The 18,046-nt window shown below is 60.4% G+C and carries 20 protein-coding genes and 1 tRNA gene; 15 read left to right on the forward strand and 6 right to left on the reverse strand.

All coding sequences use genetic code 11. The features are described 5' to 3' along the window. Positions 1–4: 4 nt before the first annotated feature. From ubiA to ACWJKU_RS03675, 4 genes are all read right to left on the reverse strand, one after another. A complete protein-coding gene (gene ubiA, locus ACWJKU_RS03660; RefSeq protein ID WP_454145873.1) occupies positions 5–892 on the reverse strand; it encodes a 4-hydroxybenzoate octaprenyltransferase in 888 nt (295 codons plus the stop codon). Further along, positions 889–1,470, reverse strand: coding sequence for a chorismate--pyruvate lyase family protein (locus tag ACWJKU_RS03665; protein ID WP_454145875.1), 582 nt, complete (start codon positions 1,468–1,470; stop codon positions 889–891). The genes ubiA and ACWJKU_RS03665 overlap by 4 nt, the downstream gene beginning before the upstream one ends. 538 nt (positions 1,471–2,008) lie before the next feature. Further along, a complete protein-coding gene (locus ACWJKU_RS03670) occupies positions 2,009–2,740 on the reverse strand; it encodes an SDR family NAD(P)-dependent oxidoreductase (protein WP_454145877.1) in 732 nt (243 codons plus the stop codon). Positions 2,741–2,761: 21 nt separating this feature from the next. After that, a complete protein-coding gene (locus tag ACWJKU_RS03675; RefSeq protein WP_454145879.1) occupies positions 2,762–3,412 on the reverse strand; it encodes a DUF938 domain-containing protein in 651 nt (216 codons plus the stop codon). A gap of 230 nt (positions 3,413–3,642) precedes the next feature. Between ACWJKU_RS03675 and ACWJKU_RS03680 the strand changes: the two genes are divergently transcribed. From ACWJKU_RS03680 to ACWJKU_RS03715, 8 genes are all read left to right on the forward strand, one after another. Continuing rightward, complete coding sequence (locus ACWJKU_RS03680) at positions 3,643–5,247, forward strand: sigma 54-interacting transcriptional regulator (protein WP_454145881.1); 1,605 nt, start codon at positions 3,643–3,645, stop codon at positions 5,245–5,247. Positions 5,248–5,301: 54 nt separating this feature from the next. After that, entirely contained in the window at positions 5,302–5,910 is a 609-nt protein-coding gene (locus tag ACWJKU_RS03685; protein WP_454145883.1) for a DUF1326 domain-containing protein, read from the forward strand. 45 nt (positions 5,911–5,955) lie between these two features. Further along, positions 5,956–6,687, forward strand: a complete 732-nt coding sequence (locus ACWJKU_RS03690) for a DUF2182 domain-containing protein (protein ID WP_454145885.1) — start codon at positions 5,956–5,958, stop codon at positions 6,685–6,687. Positions 6,688–7,390: 703 nt separating this feature from the next. Then, positions 7,391–7,594, forward strand: coding sequence for a cytochrome oxidase putative small subunit CydP (gene cydP / locus ACWJKU_RS03695; protein WP_454145887.1), 204 nt, complete (start codon positions 7,391–7,393; stop codon positions 7,592–7,594). Continuing rightward, the gene (locus ACWJKU_RS03700; protein ID WP_454148028.1) at positions 7,594–9,162 is read left to right on the forward strand and encodes a cytochrome ubiquinol oxidase subunit I; all 1,569 of its coding nucleotides are present in this window, start codon (positions 7,594–7,596) and stop codon (positions 9,160–9,162) included. Before cydP ends, ACWJKU_RS03700 begins: the two co-directional genes overlap by 1 nt. Positions 9,163–9,179: 17 nt before the next feature. Then, positions 9,180–10,316, forward strand: coding sequence for a cytochrome d ubiquinol oxidase subunit II (gene cydB, locus ACWJKU_RS03705; protein WP_454145889.1), 1,137 nt, complete (start codon positions 9,180–9,182; stop codon positions 10,314–10,316). A gap of 9 nt (positions 10,317–10,325) precedes the next feature. After that, positions 10,326–10,457: a cytochrome bd-I oxidase subunit CydX gene (gene cydX / locus ACWJKU_RS03710; RefSeq protein WP_454145891.1), complete on the forward strand. Its 132-nt coding sequence runs from the start codon at positions 10,326–10,328 to the stop codon at positions 10,455–10,457. A 30-nt stretch (positions 10,458–10,487) separates the two neighbouring features. Beyond that, positions 10,488–11,759: an NAD(P)/FAD-dependent oxidoreductase gene (locus ACWJKU_RS03715; protein WP_454145893.1), complete on the forward strand. Its 1,272-nt coding sequence runs from the start codon at positions 10,488–10,490 to the stop codon at positions 11,757–11,759. 102 nt (positions 11,760–11,861) lie between these two features. Here the strand turns inward: ACWJKU_RS03715 and ACWJKU_RS03720 are convergent, their stop codons facing one another. Both ACWJKU_RS03720 and ACWJKU_RS03725 read right to left on the reverse strand, forming a co-directional pair. Beyond that, the gene (locus ACWJKU_RS03720; RefSeq protein ID WP_454145895.1) at positions 11,862–12,614 is read right to left on the reverse strand and encodes a hypothetical protein; all 753 of its coding nucleotides are present in this window, start codon (positions 12,612–12,614) and stop codon (positions 11,862–11,864) included. 78 nt (positions 12,615–12,692) lie between these two features. Continuing rightward, complete coding sequence (locus ACWJKU_RS03725; RefSeq protein WP_454145897.1) at positions 12,693–12,896, reverse strand: hypothetical protein; 204 nt, start codon at positions 12,894–12,896, stop codon at positions 12,693–12,695. 18 nt (positions 12,897–12,914) lie between these two features. On the opposite strand from ACWJKU_RS03725, the gene ACWJKU_RS03730 reads away from it, so the two are divergent. The 7 genes from ACWJKU_RS03730 to ACWJKU_RS03760 all read left to right on the forward strand — a co-directional run bounded on the left by ACWJKU_RS03730 (position 12,915) and on the right by ACWJKU_RS03760 (position 17,949). Then, positions 12,915–12,990 (forward strand) — tRNA-Lys (locus tag ACWJKU_RS03730). 201 nt (positions 12,991–13,191) lie between these two features. Next, a complete protein-coding gene (locus ACWJKU_RS03735) occupies positions 13,192–13,464 on the forward strand; it encodes a hypothetical protein (protein WP_454145899.1) in 273 nt (90 codons plus the stop codon). A gap of 788 nt (positions 13,465–14,252) precedes the next feature. Next, entirely contained in the window at positions 14,253–14,501 is a 249-nt protein-coding gene (locus tag ACWJKU_RS03740; protein ID WP_454145901.1) for a WGR domain-containing protein, read from the forward strand. Between the two features lie 85 nt (positions 14,502–14,586). Next, a complete protein-coding gene (locus ACWJKU_RS03745; RefSeq protein WP_454145903.1) occupies positions 14,587–14,757 on the forward strand; it encodes a rubredoxin in 171 nt (56 codons plus the stop codon). A 692-nt stretch (positions 14,758–15,449) separates the two neighbouring features. Then, a complete protein-coding gene (locus tag ACWJKU_RS03750; RefSeq protein WP_454145905.1) occupies positions 15,450–15,842 on the forward strand; it encodes a hypothetical protein in 393 nt (130 codons plus the stop codon). A gap of 389 nt (positions 15,843–16,231) precedes the next feature. Further along, positions 16,232–17,254, forward strand: a complete 1,023-nt coding sequence (locus ACWJKU_RS03755) for a zinc-dependent alcohol dehydrogenase family protein (RefSeq protein WP_454145907.1) — start codon at positions 16,232–16,234, stop codon at positions 17,252–17,254. Positions 17,255–17,256: 2 nt separating this feature from the next. After that, complete coding sequence (locus ACWJKU_RS03760) at positions 17,257–17,949, forward strand: type 1 glutamine amidotransferase domain-containing protein (protein WP_454145909.1); 693 nt, start codon at positions 17,257–17,259, stop codon at positions 17,947–17,949. Positions 17,950–18,046: the final 97 nt, after the last annotated feature.

An 18,046-nucleotide genomic window follows, 5' to 3' on the forward strand; every position in this document is an offset into this window, starting at 1 on the left:
CCTTTCAGAGGCGCGCGGCGTAATCCGCGGCCAGTCCGGCAAACACCGCCGCCCCGAACCAGTGATTGTTCAGAAACGCTTTGAAGCAGTTGGCGGGATGGCGTTCCCGGATCAGATACTGCTGGTAAGCGGCCAGTCCGGCGGCGGTCAGGAGTCCCAGAAAATAAAGCGTCCCCAGCCCGGATTGTCTTCCCGCCGAATAAAGCATCAGCAGCACGAAGACCTGGAGCATCGCGATCAGCACCCGGTCCATGTCGCCGAACAGTATGGCGGTGGATTTCACGCCGATTTTGAGATCGTCGTCCCGATCCACCATGGCGTACATGGTGTCGTAAACCAGCGCCCACAGGATGGTGGCGAAATAAAGCTCCCAGCCTACCCAGGGAATGCCGCCGGTCTGGGCCGCGAAAGCCATCGGCACCGCCCAGCCGAAGGCGAGCCCCAGATAGGCTTGCGGCAGATAGGTGTAGCGTTTCATGAAAGGGTAGGTCGCGGCGAGAAACGCGCCGGGAACCGATAGCGCGATGGTCAGCGGATTAGTGAGCAGCACCAGGGCGAACGCTACAAGGCATAGCGCGACGAACAACCGCAGCGCCTCCCCGGGCGTCACCAATCCGGCGGCGATCGGACGCAATTTGGTGCGTTTTACGTGGGGATCGAAGTCGCGGTCGGCGTAATCGTTGATTACGCAGCCCGCCGCCCGCATCAGCACCACGCCGGTGACGATGACGAAGCTCACCAGTCCGTCGGGCCGGCCGTTTCCGGCTATCCAGAGGGCCCATAAGGCCGGCCAAAGCAGCAGGAAGATGCCGATGGGCTTATCCAGGCGCATCAGCCGCCAGTAAAGCTCGAGGCGTCTGCTGGAGATCCGGAAAGTCGATGAGTTGATCATAGATTTGCCTCTTGCTTCAGCACGATGGGCAGAAAGAACTCGGCTACCAACAGGTTTCCGTGAGCGATGGCATACAGGGAACGCCGGCCCCAGATCCGGTCGGATGATCGGGCGATATCGAAGGCAGCGGAAAGTTCCGGTTGCCATCTCTCCTTTTCGACGGCGGCCAGTTGCAGCCCCAATCGCTTTAGTCCGGGATCGGAGAAAAGGATTTCTCCCAGCGGGCGGTTGCCCAGACAAGCCAAATGGCGTCGAGCGCCGCGCAGCGTGTCCGGCGGTATGACGCTGCGCGCCAGAACCAGGGGTTGATCGCCGCATTGGAGCAGCACCTCGCGCACCAAGGCGACCCGCGAGCGCGGCAATCTCAGGATCCGCGATTCGTCGGCAAACGGGCGCAGCCAGTCTTGCCGCAGCACCCGGACTCGAAACCGGTCGCCGCAAAGGCCGCGAATCCGGCGGGTCAGCGAGCCGGGCTCGAAAAGCCACGAATGGAGCCCCTCGGGAATCCGGCTGCGCTGACTGCTGCCGAGTTGGAACCAGCCCGGCGCCCGGCTGAAAAGATGACTGCGTGTCGTCAAGTTGTTGGTCTCGAGAATAACCGGCGAATTCTAACAGAGGACATGCGTTTTCCTGATCGGCGGACAGGTTTATCGGCAGAAGATTGGCATCCTCGCGTGTCCGGCGCGGACTCGGGCGGGCCGTTCGGGAGGGGCTACCGGAGCGCGTACAGAGAAGACGTCGGTCTTCGCGGCCGTATAGAGCGGTTGTCGGGTGGGTTTATGGCCTGTGGAAGCGGGCTTTGGCCCGCGAACGAGCGACTATCGCGGGCTATGGCGTTTACATTTCGCGTCGGCGGCGTTCCGTGTGGAATGTATGTGTCGTATGTCGTGGGGGCGACCGAAGTCGCCCCTACATCGCTCCTGCGTCCGTATTGAAAACGTTCTAAAGCCCGCTCCGCACCAAAGCCGTTTTTCAATCAGTCCTGACATGCGAATGAAATCGTCCTAAAGGCCGCCGGATTCGGAAAACCGCATGTCCCGAGGCGACGGACACAATCCCGTCACCTCGGTCCGGTCGGCTCCTTGTCCGACCTTGGAGCCGAACAATCGGGCGAAATCAAAACGGTTCCTTGAACGGGCGCAGGTCCAATTCGTGCGTCCAGGCACTGCGTTGCTGACCGTGCAACAGCCAGTAGGTGTCGGCGATCGCGTCGAGATCGAGCAGGCCGTCGGCGCCTTTTTGCGCGACGAATTCGGGAAAAGCGTTGCGAGCGCGCTCGCCGTCGATGACGCCGTCGATGACGACATGGACCACGTGGATGCCCTGCGGTCCGAATTCCCGGGCCATGCCCTGGGCCAGTGCCCGCAGCGCGCTTTTGGCCGCGGCGAAAGCCGTGAATGACGGGCGGGCGCGCAGCGAGGCGCTGGCACCCGTGAAGAACAAGGTTCCGTGCCCCTGATCGGCCATCAGCCGTGCGGCCTCCCGTCCTACCAGAAAGCCGGCATAGGCGTTCTGCAGCCAAAGCTGTCTGAACATGTCGCCGCTGGTGTCGAGCAGCGCAGCCTGGCGATGGCTGTCCACGTTGCAGGCGACGACGTCCAGCGGGCCGGGATCGCTCGAAACGCTCTCGAACAGCGATATGACGTCCCCTTCGACGGTGGCATCGGTCGTCACGGGAACCGCCCGGCCGCCGGCCGTTCGGATTTCCGCGGCGATCCGCTCCAGTTTTTCGGCGGTGCGACCGGCCAGATAAACCTTGAGCCCCTCGCGCGCGAAACGGCGGGCGAGAGCGGCGCCCAGGCCCTTGGACGGCCCCACTCCGACGACGACGGCTTTACGATCGTTCATGTCGGGTACTCGCTCTGTTCGTCAAGCTCGGGCGAAGATCAGGCCGAAATTGTTGGCCGGCATATCGATCTTCTCGCTCAACTGCAGGGCGCAGGCGTCCGCCGCTCGTTCCAGATCGGCGATGTCCTTCAAGCCCCATTCGGAAACTCCGGCTGAATGGATCATCTGATCGAACTCCCGGTTCGATTCGGTGATGTATCGGCCGTGGTCCTTGAAAGGTCCGTAGATGAACAGGAAGCCATCCTCGCGAAGCAGTCGCGAGGCGCATTTCATCATCCCGTCGGCGACGGAGATCGGAGCCACCTGAAAGATGTTGATGACGAAAATCACGTCGAAGCGCCGCTCGTCCGGGCGGGGCCAGGTTTCTTCGCGCGCCAGATCGAGCAGGTTCGGCCGCGCGACGTTTTGCACCCCGTTTTCCCAGGTGACGCGCATGATGTTTTCCAGCGCGTGTTCGTTCAGATCGGTCGGGTGGAACGTCAGGTGCGGGAAATGCGGCGCGAAATAGTTGATGTGCATGCCGCTGCCGCTGGCGAACTCCAGCACGTTGCCAGGCGCCGTCGGAAATGCCTGCTTGAAAACTTCCAGGATCGGATCGCGGTTGCGGTGCCCCGCCCAGGAGACGTACGGGCTCAACGGATGCGGGTCGAGCGGCGGCCTTTCTTGAGACATAAAGATACTCCTCGTGGAATGTCGTTCTTGTTGTGTCGTCATAGAATTGCAAGAGCGTCCGAAAGTCGGACGTCTCTATCAAGGCAGTTTACGTGCCAATGTTATTTGATTTGTTTTCATTCAAAAACAATCATTTATGATTATCTCCTTGTAATGTTCATGAAATCCGATTTCACTAAGGGAAAATCTATTTCCTGATCTTAGAGAAACCGGCTCAGCCTGGCACCTTCATGAATCAACCGAATTTTTCCCAGTTGACCCCGATCGGATTTCTTCAAACCTTCGTCATCGAACTGATGGAACTGTGCGCGGAGGCGGGCGCGGCGCAGGCGGAGCAGATCATCGAGCGGATCGCCCGCAGCGCCGGCCGGTTTTTCGAGGAGGCGTTCCGGGCCGAATACGGCATCGACCAGACTCTGGATCGAGAGCGCTATGCGGATTTGATCGTCGGACTCAAGAACAAGATCGGCGGCCGTTTTTCTTTGGTTTCCAGCGATGCGGAGTGCATTCGGGTGACCAGCAGTTGTTGCCCGTTCGGCGAGGGTGTGAAGAACTCGCCGGAATTGTGCCGAATGACGTCCGGCGTTTTCGGCGCCATCGCGGCGCGTAATTTCGGCTACGCCAAGGTCGTGCTGGAACGGCGCATCGCGCTCGGCCACCAGGACTGTACCGTGGGGGTTTATCTGAATCCCGAGACCGCCTCGGGATTGCCGGGGCTCGAATACCGGGAACAGCGGGAGTCCGCGCCGGATCAAAAATCCGGAAGCGACCTACAGGCGCGTATCGAGGAGCGTATGCACCGGATATGGTGCCAGATGAACGGCCGCTGCCCCGCGCTCCCCGGCGTCGAGCGACCGGCCATCGTGGCGCAGTCGCCGGCCATGCAGAACGTATTGCGAGCGGTCGAAATCGTGGCGCCCACGCCGGCCACGGTGCTGATCCGCGGCGAGACGGGCGTCGGCAAGGAATTGATCGCCCGCGCCATTCATGCCATGAGCGAGCGTTGCGAAAAGCCCTTCATCGCCGTGAACTGCGGGGCGATTCCCGAAGGTTTGGTGGAGAGCGCGCTGTTCGGCCACGAGAAAGGGGCATTCACGGGCGCCGTCGAGGTTCACCGCGGTTATTTCGAGCGGGCCGACGGCGGAACCCTGTTTCTGGACGAGGTGGACTCGCTGACGCCGGCGGTCCAGACCAAGCTGCTCCGGGTCTTGCAGGAGGGCGACTTGGAGCGGGTGGGCGGGCACCGTACTTTGAGCGTCGACACCCGGATCATCGCCGCCACCAACTGCGATTTGGAGAAAGCGGTGGCCGAAGGGCATTTCCGCAAGGATCTGTACTACCGCATCAACGTCGTGAAACTGGCGATCCCGCCGCTGTCCGAACGTCCCGAAGATATCCCGCACCTGGTCGACCTGATCTTGAAGCGCCTGGCCGCGCGCTACCGGAAACCGATTCAGGGCGTGACGGCCGAATTGATGGAGCGGTTGCGGGCGTATCCGTGGCCCGGCAACGTCCGGGAACTGGAAAACGTGCTGGAACGGGCAGTATTGTTCACGCAGAGTGTCGTCATCGACGACGCCGAGCTCGGGCCGCATCGCGCCTCCCTCCCGGAATGCGGCTGGAAGGTTATCCGCAAGCAGATTTTGGACCGCGCGGAACGCGAATATCTCGAGCAGTCGCTGAAGCGTTTTCAGGGCGACGTCAATCGGGTGGCGGAATGGATGGAACTGACGCCGCGGGCGGTGTATCTGAAGCTGAACGAATTCGGCATCGATCCGTCGCCGTTTCGCCCGCAACGGTCCAAGACGGCCAAGGACCGATCTCCCGGTTTTTGACCGGAATTTCTCCAAAAACGCCAATCCGATGAATCTATCCGACGGAGTCGAATCATGAACGAATCCTATCCCTGGCATGTAGAAGGCAGCTACTTCGAAGCGTGCAACTGCGAAACCGCCTGTCCGTGCGTGTGGTTCAACCCGCCCAGCGAGGGAAATTGCAAGCTGTTCGTCGCCTGGCACATCGACCGGGGGCATTCGGAAGGCATCGCGCTGGACGGGCTCAACGTCGCTTTGGCGTGCTATGCGCCGGGACACATGAAGGAGGGCGACTGGCAGGCGGCGCTTTATCTGGACGAGCGGGCGGATGCTTCCCAGTCGGATGCCCTGGTCCGTATCTTTTCCGGCCAGTCGGGCGGTCATCCGAGATTGTTGGCCGGTTTCATCGGCCAGGTGCTCGGCGTGAAGCGCGTGCCGATGACCTACGAAGCTGTCGGCAAGGAACGCCGCCTTTTGATGTCCGACCTCGCCGAAGTGAATATCCGCGCCATCGACGGTCTCACGGGAGGCGAGTCCACGATTGCGAACCCGCCTCTGTGCGTGGTGCCGTCTCATCCTGCGGTGGTGGCGAAATCGGAGCGGTACCGTTACCGCGATTACGGTTTCGATTGGGAGTTTTCCGGGCGCAACGGGTATTTCTCGCCCTTCGTGTATCACCCCTAAACCATGACCGGTTCGGCGAAAATTTCGAGGAGCACGATCCGGGGCTTGCTGATCGCCGCGGGACTGGGCGCCGCCACGGTCGCGGCCTGGTGGGCGCTTTATCGGCAGCAGGCGGCGATGAACGGTTTGCCCACGGACCGGATGTGGATGCCGCCGACCGGTACCTGGCGCTGGTCCCCGGCCGACTTCGGACTGACCGCCTCGATGTGGCTGATCATGATGCTGGCCATGATGCTGCCGGTGGTTACGCCGATGGCGCTGCTGATCGTGCGAATCGACCAGGGGCGGCCGCCGGAGGCGCGAATCCGTCTGTCGGCGTTTCTGTCGGGCTACCTCGCGCTGTGGATGGGATTCGGCGTCCTCGCCACTTTGCTCCAGTGGCAGTTCCACGGTCTCGGTTGGCTGACGCCGATGATGGACAGCCGCAGTTACGCGGTGTCCGGAACCATTCTGATCGCGAGCGGCCTTTATCAATTCACGCCGTGGAAAACGGCCTGTCTCAACCACTGTCGAACGCCCGTGGGATTTCTTCTCGATCACGGGCGGCCCGGCTGGCGCGGCGGATTGCGCTTGGGGCTGCGCCACGGCCTTTATTGCGTGGGCTGCTGCTGGGCGGAAATGCTGGTGATGTTCGCCGTCGGGGTCATGAACGTGTCGTGGATGGGGCTGATAACCCTGGCGATTTTGGCCGAACGCTACGTTCCCGGCGCGCAAGAAAGCGTCCGGAAGCTGATCGGGTTCGGGCTGATCGCCTGGGGTTGTGCGTTATGGCTGTGATGTAAAGGAAGACCGGAAGCCGCGAATGCAGCTTCGTTTTCGCCCGGGTTTCCCGAACTCCGTTTTTTTGACTTCTTCTCTTCTCGGCCGGCAACAGATTTCTCCCGCGCCTTGCCGCAGCCCGACCCGCGGCCGAAGCCGAGGCTTTTCACCGCGGCGCAGCGGCATGAATCGCGAGAGCGCGCTCCGCTCGGCGAATAAGCCGTCATCGGTTGTCGATCCTTTGCCGACCGAAACGTCGGGCCGAGTTCCGTTAAGAAAGTTCTGAACAAGCCCTTTCCCTCCGGGAGGATTGAGTGAGGGGCTGTTGGATCGATCGGTTGCCCAGGCCGCTCCTCCGAATTGGAGATTCAATCAGAGCTCCCTTGAAGTTTCATTTTGTTTCAGAAGATACCGTCGAGTTTCATGTCGGTTTCATTTGAAACGCCGAAATCGCAGTAGGGCCTATCCGCGGCTCGTCGGGACGCGGTTCGACGGCTTGGCACGGAGCTTGTACATGCATTGGCAAAGTGTGACGTACGGCTTATTCCTCCGGAAATGACGGCAAATCGCAGCCTTCGCCGTCATGGGCGATCGTTAGGGGTTATCCCTGAAGATCGGCGTTTCCCCCCCTGGCCAGGGACGGCTTTTCTTTCGAGAGAGCGGACAACGAACGGGCACGCAGCGCCTCGGCCCACGAATCGAAAACATGCGGAAACCCGATATGCACAACGTCACTCCAGATTTTTCAAAGGGACGCGACCGTCTCCGGTGGGAAATTGCCGCTGCCTTGGTTCTCAAGATCGTCCTGCTGAGCGTCTTATGGTTGGCGTTTTTCCGTCATGATCCGAACGCGCCCGAACCCGCCGTTGCGGAGCTGTTTTCATCAGATCGAGCCCCGCTTGACCGCCAGGAGAGCATCAAATGATATCCGGTGAAGAAATCGTCAATCTGTCGAGACTCCAATTCGGCCTCACGGCCATGTATCACTTCCTGTTCGTGCCCTTGACCCTGGGGCTGGCGTTCATCCTGGCCATCATGGAATCGGTGTACGTGATGACCGGGAAAGAGGTCTACAGGGACATGACGAAGTTCTGGGGCAAGCTGTTCGCCATCAATTTCGCGATGGGCGTCACCACCGGCATCACCCTGGAATTCCAGTTCGGCACCAACTGGGCGTATTACTCCCATTACGTCGGCGACATCTTCGGCCCGCTCCTGGCCAGCGAAGGCTGGATGGCTTTCTTTCTGGAATCCACCCTGGTCGGCCTTTTCTTCTTCGGCTGGGACAGGCTGACCAAGGTTCAGCATCTGGCGGTGACCTGGCTGGTGGCTTTCGGCACCAGTCTTTCCGCCTTGTGGATTCTCATCGCCAACGGCTGGATGCAATATCCGGTCGGGTCCGCGTTCAACTACGAGACCCTGCGCATGGAGATGACGTCCTTCGCCGACGTGTTCTTCAATCCGGTAGCTCAGGTCAAGTTCGTGCATACCGTCGCCGCGGGCTACGTCACCGGTTCCATGTTCGTGCTGGGGATCAGCGCCTGGTACTTGATTCGCGGGCGCGATCCCGGTTTCGCGCGCCGCTCGTTTTCCATCGCCGCGGCGTTCGGTCTGGCCTCGGCGCTGTCGGTGATCGTCCTCGGCGACGAGAGCGGATACACCTCGGGCGAGGTGCAGAAGATCAAGCTCGCGGCCATCGAGGCGGAATGGGACACCCACGAGCCGCCGGCCAGCTTCACCATCATCGGTTTCCCCGATCAGGAAGCGGAAAAGACCCGTTTCGCCATCAAGGTGCCCTACGTGCTGGGGCTCATCGCCACCCGTTCCGTCGACGAGGACGTCAAGGGCCTCAAGGATCTTCGCGCCGAGAGCCTCGACCGCATCAGGCGTGGGATGGTCGCCTATGGCCAATTGCAGAAGATGCGGGCGGGAGACAGGAGCGAGCCTACAAGAACGCTGTTCGACCGGCATGTCGCCGATCTCGGCTACGGCCTGCTGCTGAAGAAGTACACCGCCGATCCGTCCAGCGCTTCCGAGGAATTGATTCAAAAGGCCGCCAACGACACCATTCCGCGAGTGGCTCCCTTGTTCTGGACCTTCCGCCTGATGGTCGCGGCCGGTTTCACCATGCTGTTCGTGTTCGCCATGGCCTTTTATTTCTGCGCGATGCGCGTGGTCGACCGAAAGAGATGGCTGCTCAGGCTCGCGATCGGGTGCATTCCGCTGCCGTGGATCGCCGCGGAAGCCGGCTGGTTCGTGGCGGAATACGGCCGTCAGCCGTGGACCATTTCCGGCGTGTTGCCGACCCATCTGTCCGCCTCCAGCGTCACTTCCGACCAGCTCTGGTTCAGCATCGGCGGATTCGTGTTTTTCTACACCGTTCTGCTGATCGTCGAGATGTTCCTGATGATCAAGTACGCCCGCCTCGGGCCGAGCAGCCTGCATACCGGGAAGTATCACTTCGAGACGAAGCCGGCGGCGCCAGCGTCGTAATTATCGGGAGAAAAACCATGTTCGATTACGAGACTCTAAGAATCATCTGGTGGCTGTTTACCGGGGTCGTCATCATCGCTTTCGCTCTGACGTCCGGGTTCGATTTCGGGATCTGCGCGCTTCTGCCCTTCATCGGTCGCAACGATCTCGAACGGCGCGCCGTCATCAATACCATCGGCGGCACCTGGGAAGGCAATCAGGTGTGGCTGGTCCTTTTGGGCGGCGCTTTGTTCGCCGTCTGGCCGCTGGTCTATGCGACGCTGTTTTCGGGGCTGTACGTAGCGATGCTGCTGATGCTGTTCGCCTTGTTCTTCCGGCCGGCGGGGTTCGACTATCGGAGCAAGCTGGACAACCCCGCCTGGCGCAATGCCTGGGATTGGGCGTTGTTCATCGGCGGGGCGGTGCCGCCGATCCTCTTGGGCGTCTTGGCGGGCAATCTGGTTCAGGGGCTGCCGTTTCATTTCGACGCGGATCTCCGGCCGTATTACGACGGCGGCTTTTTCGATTTGCTCAATCCCTTCGCGCTGTTCTGCGGCGTGCTCGCCCTGCTCGTCAGTTTGTTTCACGGCGCGATTTATCTGAAATGGCGTACGGAAGGCGTGCTTTACCTGAGATCTCTGGCGGTGGTGCGGTTCTTGGGCCCGGCGGCGATCGGCGCCGTGGCCGTGGCGGCCCTATGGGTCGCTTTCGGGATGAATCTCCCGGAAATCGTCGCCATGCCGGGCGCCGATGCCCCGTCCAACCCGCTCGCCAAGAGCGTGACCATGACCTCCGGCTGGCTGGGCCGTTTCCTGTCCCATCCGTGGATGCTGGTTGCGCCCGCGCTCGGTTTCGGAGGGTTGTTTCTGGCTTGGCGCTCGGCCCTGGAACACACGTCCGCGGGAGCCTTTTCGTTCAGTTCGGTGGGCATCGCCGGGATACTGCTGTCGCTCGGCCTCGGGCTGTTTCCGTATCTGGTGATTTCGTCGACCGATCCGAATCACAGCCTGACCATCTGGGACGCCAGTTCCAGCCATTTCACCCTGGCTTTGGCTTTCTGGATCACGGTGATCTTCCTGCCCGTCGTCCTGGCTTATACCCGCTGGGTGTACAAGGTGCTGTGGGGAAGCATCACTCCGGAGAAGGTGTTGAAAGATCGGCATTCTTTATATTGAGGTAAAACCATGTGGTATTTCGCTTGGATATTGGGCATCGGCTTCGCCTGCGCTTTCGGCATCATCAACGCGATGTGGCTGGAGGCGGAGTGCGATATGGATACCGGCGAGGTCGACGCGTTGCATGGCTCATCAAGATAAATTCGACAAACAGAACGGAGGAGGCTCATCATGGCCCGCATCGTTATATTAGGCGCCGGCATCGGCGGCGTTCCGATGGCTCTCGAAATGAAACAACTGACCCGGAAAGATGACGAGGTCTGCGTCATATCCGACAGCCCCACCTTCCACTTCGTCCCGTCGAACCCCTGGGTGGCGGTGAAGTGGCGAAAGCCCGACGAGATCAAGGTCGAACTGGCGCCGGTGTTCAAGAAAAAGGGCATCGATTTCATCAACCAGAAAGTGACCCGCGTTCATCCCGAGCGAAACCAGGTCGAGCTGGCCGACGGCAGCAGCGTCGGCTACGACTATTTGGTCGTCGCCACGGGACCCAAGCTGGCTTTCGAGGAGATTCCGGGATTCGGTCCAGACGGCCATACCCGGTCCGTGTGCCATGTCGACCACGCCGCCGAAGCCGCCGAATTCTGGGACGATTTCGTCAAGGATCCGGGACCGATCGTCGTCGGCGCGGTGCAGGGCGCCTCCTGCTTCGGGCCGGCCTACGAATACGCCTTCATCGCCGATTCGGACCTCCGCAAACGGCGGATTCGCGATAAAGTGCCGATCGTCTTCGTCACTTCCGAACCCTATATCGGCCATCTCGGCTTGGGCGGCGTGGGCGACACCAAGGGCCTTTTGGAAGGCGAATTGCGGCAGCATCACATCAAGGCCATCACCAACGCCAGAATCGACCGTATCGAGCAGGGCGTGATGCATGTGACCGAGGTGGACGAGAATGGACAGGAAAAGCACAAGCACGAACTGCCGTTCAAGCATGCCATGATGATTCCCGCCTTCAAGGGCGTCGATGCCGTGGCCGGCATCGAGGGGCTGGTCAATCCGCGCGGTTTCGTGCTGATCGACGAGTATCAGCGCAATCCTACCTTCAAGAACATCTACTCGGTAGGCGTCTGCGTGGCGATTCCGCCGGTGGAGCCTACGCCCGTGCCCACGGGGTCGCCCAAGACCGGTTATATGATCGAATCCATGGTGACCGCCGCCGCGCACAACATTCGCGACGAACTGGACGGCAAGGAGCCCTCGAAGAAAGGCACCTGGAACGCGCTGTGTCTGGCCGACCTCGGCGATACCGGCGTGGCCTTCATTGCCACGCCGCAGATTCCGCCGCGCAACGTCACCTGGGCCAGCAAGGGCCGTTGGGTGCACCTGGCCAAGATCGCATTCGAAAAATATTTCATCCGCAAGATTCGCAAAGGCATCAGCGAACCCTTCTACGAACGCTTGGGCCTGAAACTGATGGGTATCGTGCGGCTGAAAAGCTGATCCGCCGCCCGCCTTGGGTGCTTGAAACACGCTGATGGCGGGACGGATCGACGCGGCTTTCGGGCGTCATGCCCCCGGTAAAGCGAATTTGTGAAATCGATTTCAATCCGAGCGGCTCGTTCGGACGAGCCGCCGATAATCGATAGCGATCTTCAGCCCTGCGAAGCGGCTGGACATTTTTACCAATTCATCCGTGCTCGGGTCGAAATAAAGCCTGGCTTCCGCGATTCGCTTCTTCTCGTTTTCTTCTCCCACCGGGACGGTTTCGGCTTTGAACCGATAGGTATAAAGCGTCATGCCGTCTTTCGCGGATTCTTCGGCGGGAGGCCCCAAAACCTCGAGTATTTTTTTCCGATTCGGCGGCGCGGCCGAGACTTTAGGCAGGTCTTCGGGATTCACCTTTAATTGCCGGCGACCTTCATCGACCTTGCCTTTGCCCAAGGATCGTATCGACGCCTCAAGAAAAGCCGCAGGAGCCATCTCCAGGAAAACCGGAGAGAAATCCCAGCGGGAGAGCTGGTTTTTACCATTGAACGTCATGCCGAACACGATGGTTTCGTCCGTCCGCGCTGGGTTATTCGTCTGACGGAAATCCAGATACCACCTGTACCCTTCGGGCAATTTTTCGATCCGGCTCGGGTGCAGTTTGGTCAAGTAACGGAAATCCTCGCTCAGCAGCACCGGATTCAAGAAATGAAGATGAAACTGGCCATCGGCGACCTGGATGCGAAAGTTTCGCTCGAAATCGGCCAACTGGTTCTTGGCTTCCAGCAGCCGGAGATAAACGCATCCGCTCAAAGCGAGCAGAAGGACGAAAAAGAGCAGCGTATTGAAAATATTTTTTGTGAATTTCATGACTCGATGCCGTTTCGGCAATGGCGGCCCTTTCAAGACCGCCGCATCGATGCTGCGGTAATCGGCGAAGACCGGCTGTCAATCGATGGTTTGGCGAATGGGATGACTAGGATAACTCATTGTCGCGCCCGGTGAGGCGGTGAGCCGCATCATACGCGCTGCGGCGGCGGGCAAGAAGATGCCCCTGAAGGTTGAGCCGGTCGAATCGGCGCTGCCGTCCGCCGCCATATAAACACATTGAAAGAGTGATTCGATGGGCTTGAACAGCGCGAAATCAATCATTATAATTCCCGCTTCTTTGGGCCGTTAGCTCAGTCGGTAGAGCATTGCACTTTTAATGCAGTGGTCGCTGGTTCGAATCCAGCACGGCCCACCAAAGAATTCAAAGGCTTGCAGAGATGCAGGCCTTTTTCGTTTCCGCCTTCCGTCAAAATGCTGCCCAAAAATTTTTGAGGCCGCGCGGGGCCTCGGCTTTAGATTTGAGATAAGTGCAAGACAGATAAGGAGAAAGCCCGGCTTTGACCGGGCTTTTTTGATTGGGTAAAGTCGTCATGGCCTAAAGGGATTTGGAGGCGTTATGCGTATCGTATTTTTAGCTTGGTTGGGGCTGCTTGGCGGGTGTGCGTCCGATCCGGCGGCGCGGCAGCGGATGATCGACCCGGTTCAGGCACAGTGTTTGGCGGAGGCCAAAAATTACACTGAGACCGGCGCAGCGAAGGATTATTTCATCCGATGCGTGGATAGTCGGCTGGTGGCTCTGGGAGAAGAACCGGTCTATGACCCCGCGTTTGAGGACCGATGGCCGGAGTTCGGGGATTGTACGAATCTGCCGCTTTTTAGGGAGAGATAGACCGAGTCTCGAATGCCGGCGCCTGGGCATCGGGGACGGATCAAAGTTTCTACCGCTGGGCCGCAACCGGGTGGCTTCCATTCATCAAGGGGCGATGCCGTCTCGTTGTCGCGAAGGGACTTTGCGGCGATTCGATCGATAGCCGCTTTTCGTGAGTTTTCGGTGCGCCGGTTCGAGGCCGCCGCGCTCCATTTGCGGGCTCGTCCGTCATTGCGGCGAGCTTCATTCACGTCCCCGGTTTCTGTTATTTTAGGGAATGTCCGGCTTCGTTTCGTTGGCCTGATCGAAGCCGGGCAAGGCGTGGTTTCGATGAACTCCGCCGAGTTGGAGTGATCTCATGAATTGACTGTGAAACCAAGTAGGGATTACCTATTATGAAACCGGGTGCCATAGTTAATGCTACATTCAATAACTGTCATTGTATTGCCAGAATTACTGGTGTCGGCAAAAAGTATGGAGAAACCTTTTTTCATATTATATTGATCTCGCCGTGCGTCATGGATACCGGTACTATACCGGCGGGAACCAAAACCTGGGTATGGCCGGAAATGGTTACGCTGGGGGTCAATGATGCGGGTTGAACCCGAACTATCGGGCCGGGCGGAGTGATAGAATTGGCGGCGGGCGAAGCGAGGACCGGCCCGCGAAAATGAAGTGGTCGGCCATACGTTTCGTAATCCGGGATTTATTTTGCAATCGGTGCCGGCGAATTCCGGGCGAAGTATTTATTCGGGCGTCATACGTCACAGTGCGATATCGAACATTCTCAACCTCCGTCTTCGTCAGCCATGAATGAAGAATCTGCCGTAGCGCCGTCGGTTCGATTGCGTTGGGAGAAGGAGCTCCGATACTACGAAATTCACTTGCAGCAGGACCTTTGGGGCGATTGGGTACTGACCCGAATCTGGGGGCGCCGCGGGTCGCCCATGGGACAGATCAGGCGCATGCCGTGCCATTCCTACGAGGACGCCGTCGCGAAGCTGACCGATATCCGGAGTCGGAGGAAGCGGCGCGGATATGAGCCGGTGGCGGTGTGAAACCGGGGCATATATGATTTGGCATTGCCCGGGTTGCTCAAATCGCGGGGTATTCCATAAGTCTTTTCAATAACCGAGAACAACAATGTCCGATTTTAAAAAATATCATTGCCTGGAATGCGAGCACATTTACGATGAAGCGATCGGCGATCCCGACAGCGGGATTGCGCCGGGTACCCGTTGGGAGGATATTCCCGAGGATTGGGAATGTCCGGTATGCGGAGCGCCGAAAAGCTTTTTCAAGCTGATGGAGTGATTTTCCTCGAAGAGGCACCTCGAAAAACCGATCCCGTTCGTGCTTCGACAGGCTCGGCACGAACGGGATCGGTTGGTCAGATTAGAGCCGTTTGCACTGAGCTTGTTAGAACCGTTCGCACCGAGCGAGCCGAAGTGTGCGGTTTTTCGAGGTGCCCGAAGGCGTCGACGGAATCGGCCAAGCGGTTCGGACGCGGAGGGCGTCTGCTTCGCCCGGCGGCCCGCTGCGGACTCATGCACAGCGGCTGAATGCTCCAGCGAAGACGGCGCGGTTGCCGGACCCTCGAGTTCGATTGCGGGCTGAACGAGAGGCTGAATCGGCCTTGTGGAAACCCGTCCGTGCCCGTCAAAATTCCCCGTCGACTACCGGCTGTACGGACTTCGCAGCGAAGTCCGCCGGCTTGATGCCAAATGGACCTTCAGAGGGAGGTCGGCGTAAAACCTCGCCCCGACGAGCGACATGATCGCGGCGGACGTCCAGACCCGGAATCCGCTCGCACAATCAAGCGACGCATTTCCGCCGCAAGCGGCGCCTTTTTCGCATAGCCGCAACTTCGCCGTTGGCGCATCCAGTTCAGCCCCATTCCGCCTCGCCGGAGGAGGCGCCTCCGCCGCGTCTCGGAGGCATCTAAAGACACCTGCCCGACAGCCGATAAGGAAAGCGGGTCGTGCTTTTTCTCTGGGAGTAAAGAGATGGGACGTTATGATCGAAGCTGGTATCGAGACGAAATACGAAAGAACGGATCGGCCCGCCAAAAAACGAACCGCAACTCGCTGGGGCGCTATGGCGCATGGTTCTTGGCGATCTTGTCGCCATTCGCGGTCTACCATTTGAATCCGGGGTTTCAATCCAGGATCGATGCTTTATGGGCCAACGCGAAGGAGATGTTTTTCATGGAGGCGCGAGGCCAAGCGGTTCCGCGCAATCCCTCGCGACGAACCGATCCGGGCTCGGCATCTCCTCGACCCGCGACGCCGCCGTCTTATCCGAAGCCGCCGGATGGCGATTCGCAAACCAACGAGAAAAAAAAGAAAAACTACGCCATTGCAGGCGATCCGGACATCGCCTTGATCCGGCGGTGTTGACGAATTCCCTGGGAGCGCGCGGCACCCGGCTCAAGCCGGCGATGCTCGGGCGCGCCATATCGCGACCATCCGGAAATACCGGGCACCTCGAAAAAACTATCTCGTTCAGGCTTCGCCAGGCTCGGTGCGAACGGAACCGATTGATCCGATGGGAACCGTTCGCACCGAGTGGGTCGAAGTGCACGGTTTTTCGAGGTGTCCTACCGTACACCGGATTCGAAAACGCTTTAGCCGGCCAACGCCGGAGCATAATCGTGGTCAGACGTGTTATCGGGGCCGCGGGATGAAAGGACGGCGGGCGGCGTTCGCCGGAAGTCGCGATCCGGTCGGCCGGTCCTGTGGCCGCGGATCGTAACGGCGCTTCAACCATTGCTATCGGGAGACGACTCATGAAGATCTACGAACTGCAAGGCGGCTTCGGCATCGATTCATTGGTCCTCGCCGAGCGGCCGCCGCCGCAGCCCGGTGCAGGGCAGGTGCTCCTCAAGATGCGGGCATGGTCGCTCAATTACCGCGATTTGATGGTGGTCAAGGGAAGCTACCAGCCGAATCTTCGCTTGCCGATGACGCCGCTTTCCGACGGCGTCGGCGAAGTGGTCGGCCTCGGCGAAGGCGTGACGCGCGTGAAACGAGGCGAACGGGTGGCGGGAATCTTCATGCCGAAGTGGCTGGACGGCGAGCCGACGGAAGAAAAGGCCAGAAGCGCGCTGGGCGGCGGCGGAACCGGCATGGCGGCGGAGTATGTCGTGCTCGACGCGGACGGCGTCGTTCCGGTCCCGGAACACCTCACCGATGAAGAAGCCGCGACGCTGCCGTGCGCCGCGGTGACCGCCTGGCATGCGCTGGTCGCCTCGGGCCGGGTCGAGGCCGGCAATACGGTGCTGACCCTGGGCACGGGCGGCGTCTCGCTGTTCGCGCTCCAGTTCGCCAGGCTTCTCGGGGCGCGCGTGATCGTCACCTCCAGCCGCGACGAAAAGCTGGCGCGGGCGCTCGAACTCGGCGCCTCGGACGGCGTCAACTATATGACCACGCCCGAATGGGGCCGGCGTGTGCGCGAACTCGCCGGCGGCATCGGGGTCGACCATGTCGTCGAACTCGGCGGCGCCGGCACCCTGACCCGATCGCTGCAAGCCGTGCGCATGGGCGGGCGCATCAGTCTGATCGGCGTTCTATCCGGCCGCGGCCAAGTCGACCCCACCCCGATCCTCATGAAGAACGTGTGCGTACAAGGCATTTTCGTCGGCAGCCGCGCCATGTTCGAGGCGATGAATGAGACCGTCGCGCGCCACCGGGTGCGGCCGGTGGTGGACCGCGTGTTTCCGTTCGGCGAACTGCGCGAGGCTCTCCGCCACCTGGAGCGGGGAGCCCATTTCGGCAAGATCGCCCTGACTTTGAACCGGGAGGAGGGATGACGATGAAAATCCTGATGGTACTGACCTCGCACGGCCGGCTCGGCGATACTGACCGGAAAACCGGATTCTGGCTGGAAGAATTTGCCGCGCCGTACTACGTCTTCGAAGATGCGGGCGCCAAGATCACCCTGGCTTCGCCCAAGGGCGGGCCGCCGCCGCTGGACCCCAAAAGCCGTCAACCGGACGCGCAAACCGAGGCGACCCGGCGCTTCGACCAGGACCCGGCCGCGAAGGCCGCATTGACCGACACGGTCAAGCTGTCGATCGTATCGGCCGGCGATTACGACGCCGTGTTTTATCCCGGCGGCCACGGCCCCTTGTGGGATCTGGCCGAGGACTCGGATTCCATCGCCTTGATCGAAGCCCTGTACGCCGCCGGCAAGCCGATAGCCGCCGTGTGCCACGGCCCGGCCGCATTGCGCCACGCCAAGGCCGCGGACGGCTCGCCGCTCGTGCAGGGGAAGTCGGTTACCGGATTCGCCAATACCGAGGAGGAAGAAGTCGGGCTTGTCGGGGCGGTTCCGTTTTTGGTGGAAGACATGCTGCGGGAGCGCGGCGGGCAGTATTCGAAGGCCGAGAACTGGAAATCCCATGTGGCGATCGACGGCCACTTGATCACCGGGCAGAACCCGGCCTCGTCGGAAGCCGCGGCCAGGGCGCTGTTGCGGCAGTTCAAGGCGGCGACGCACGGCTGAGACCGAGATCGACATCGGCATAAGCCCGGAGGCCGGCATGAGACCCGCGAAGCTGCCCACTTATTTCATCTCCCACGGCGGAGGGCCTTGGCCCTAC

Source organism: Methylocaldum sp. MU1018 (assembly GCF_053646775.1).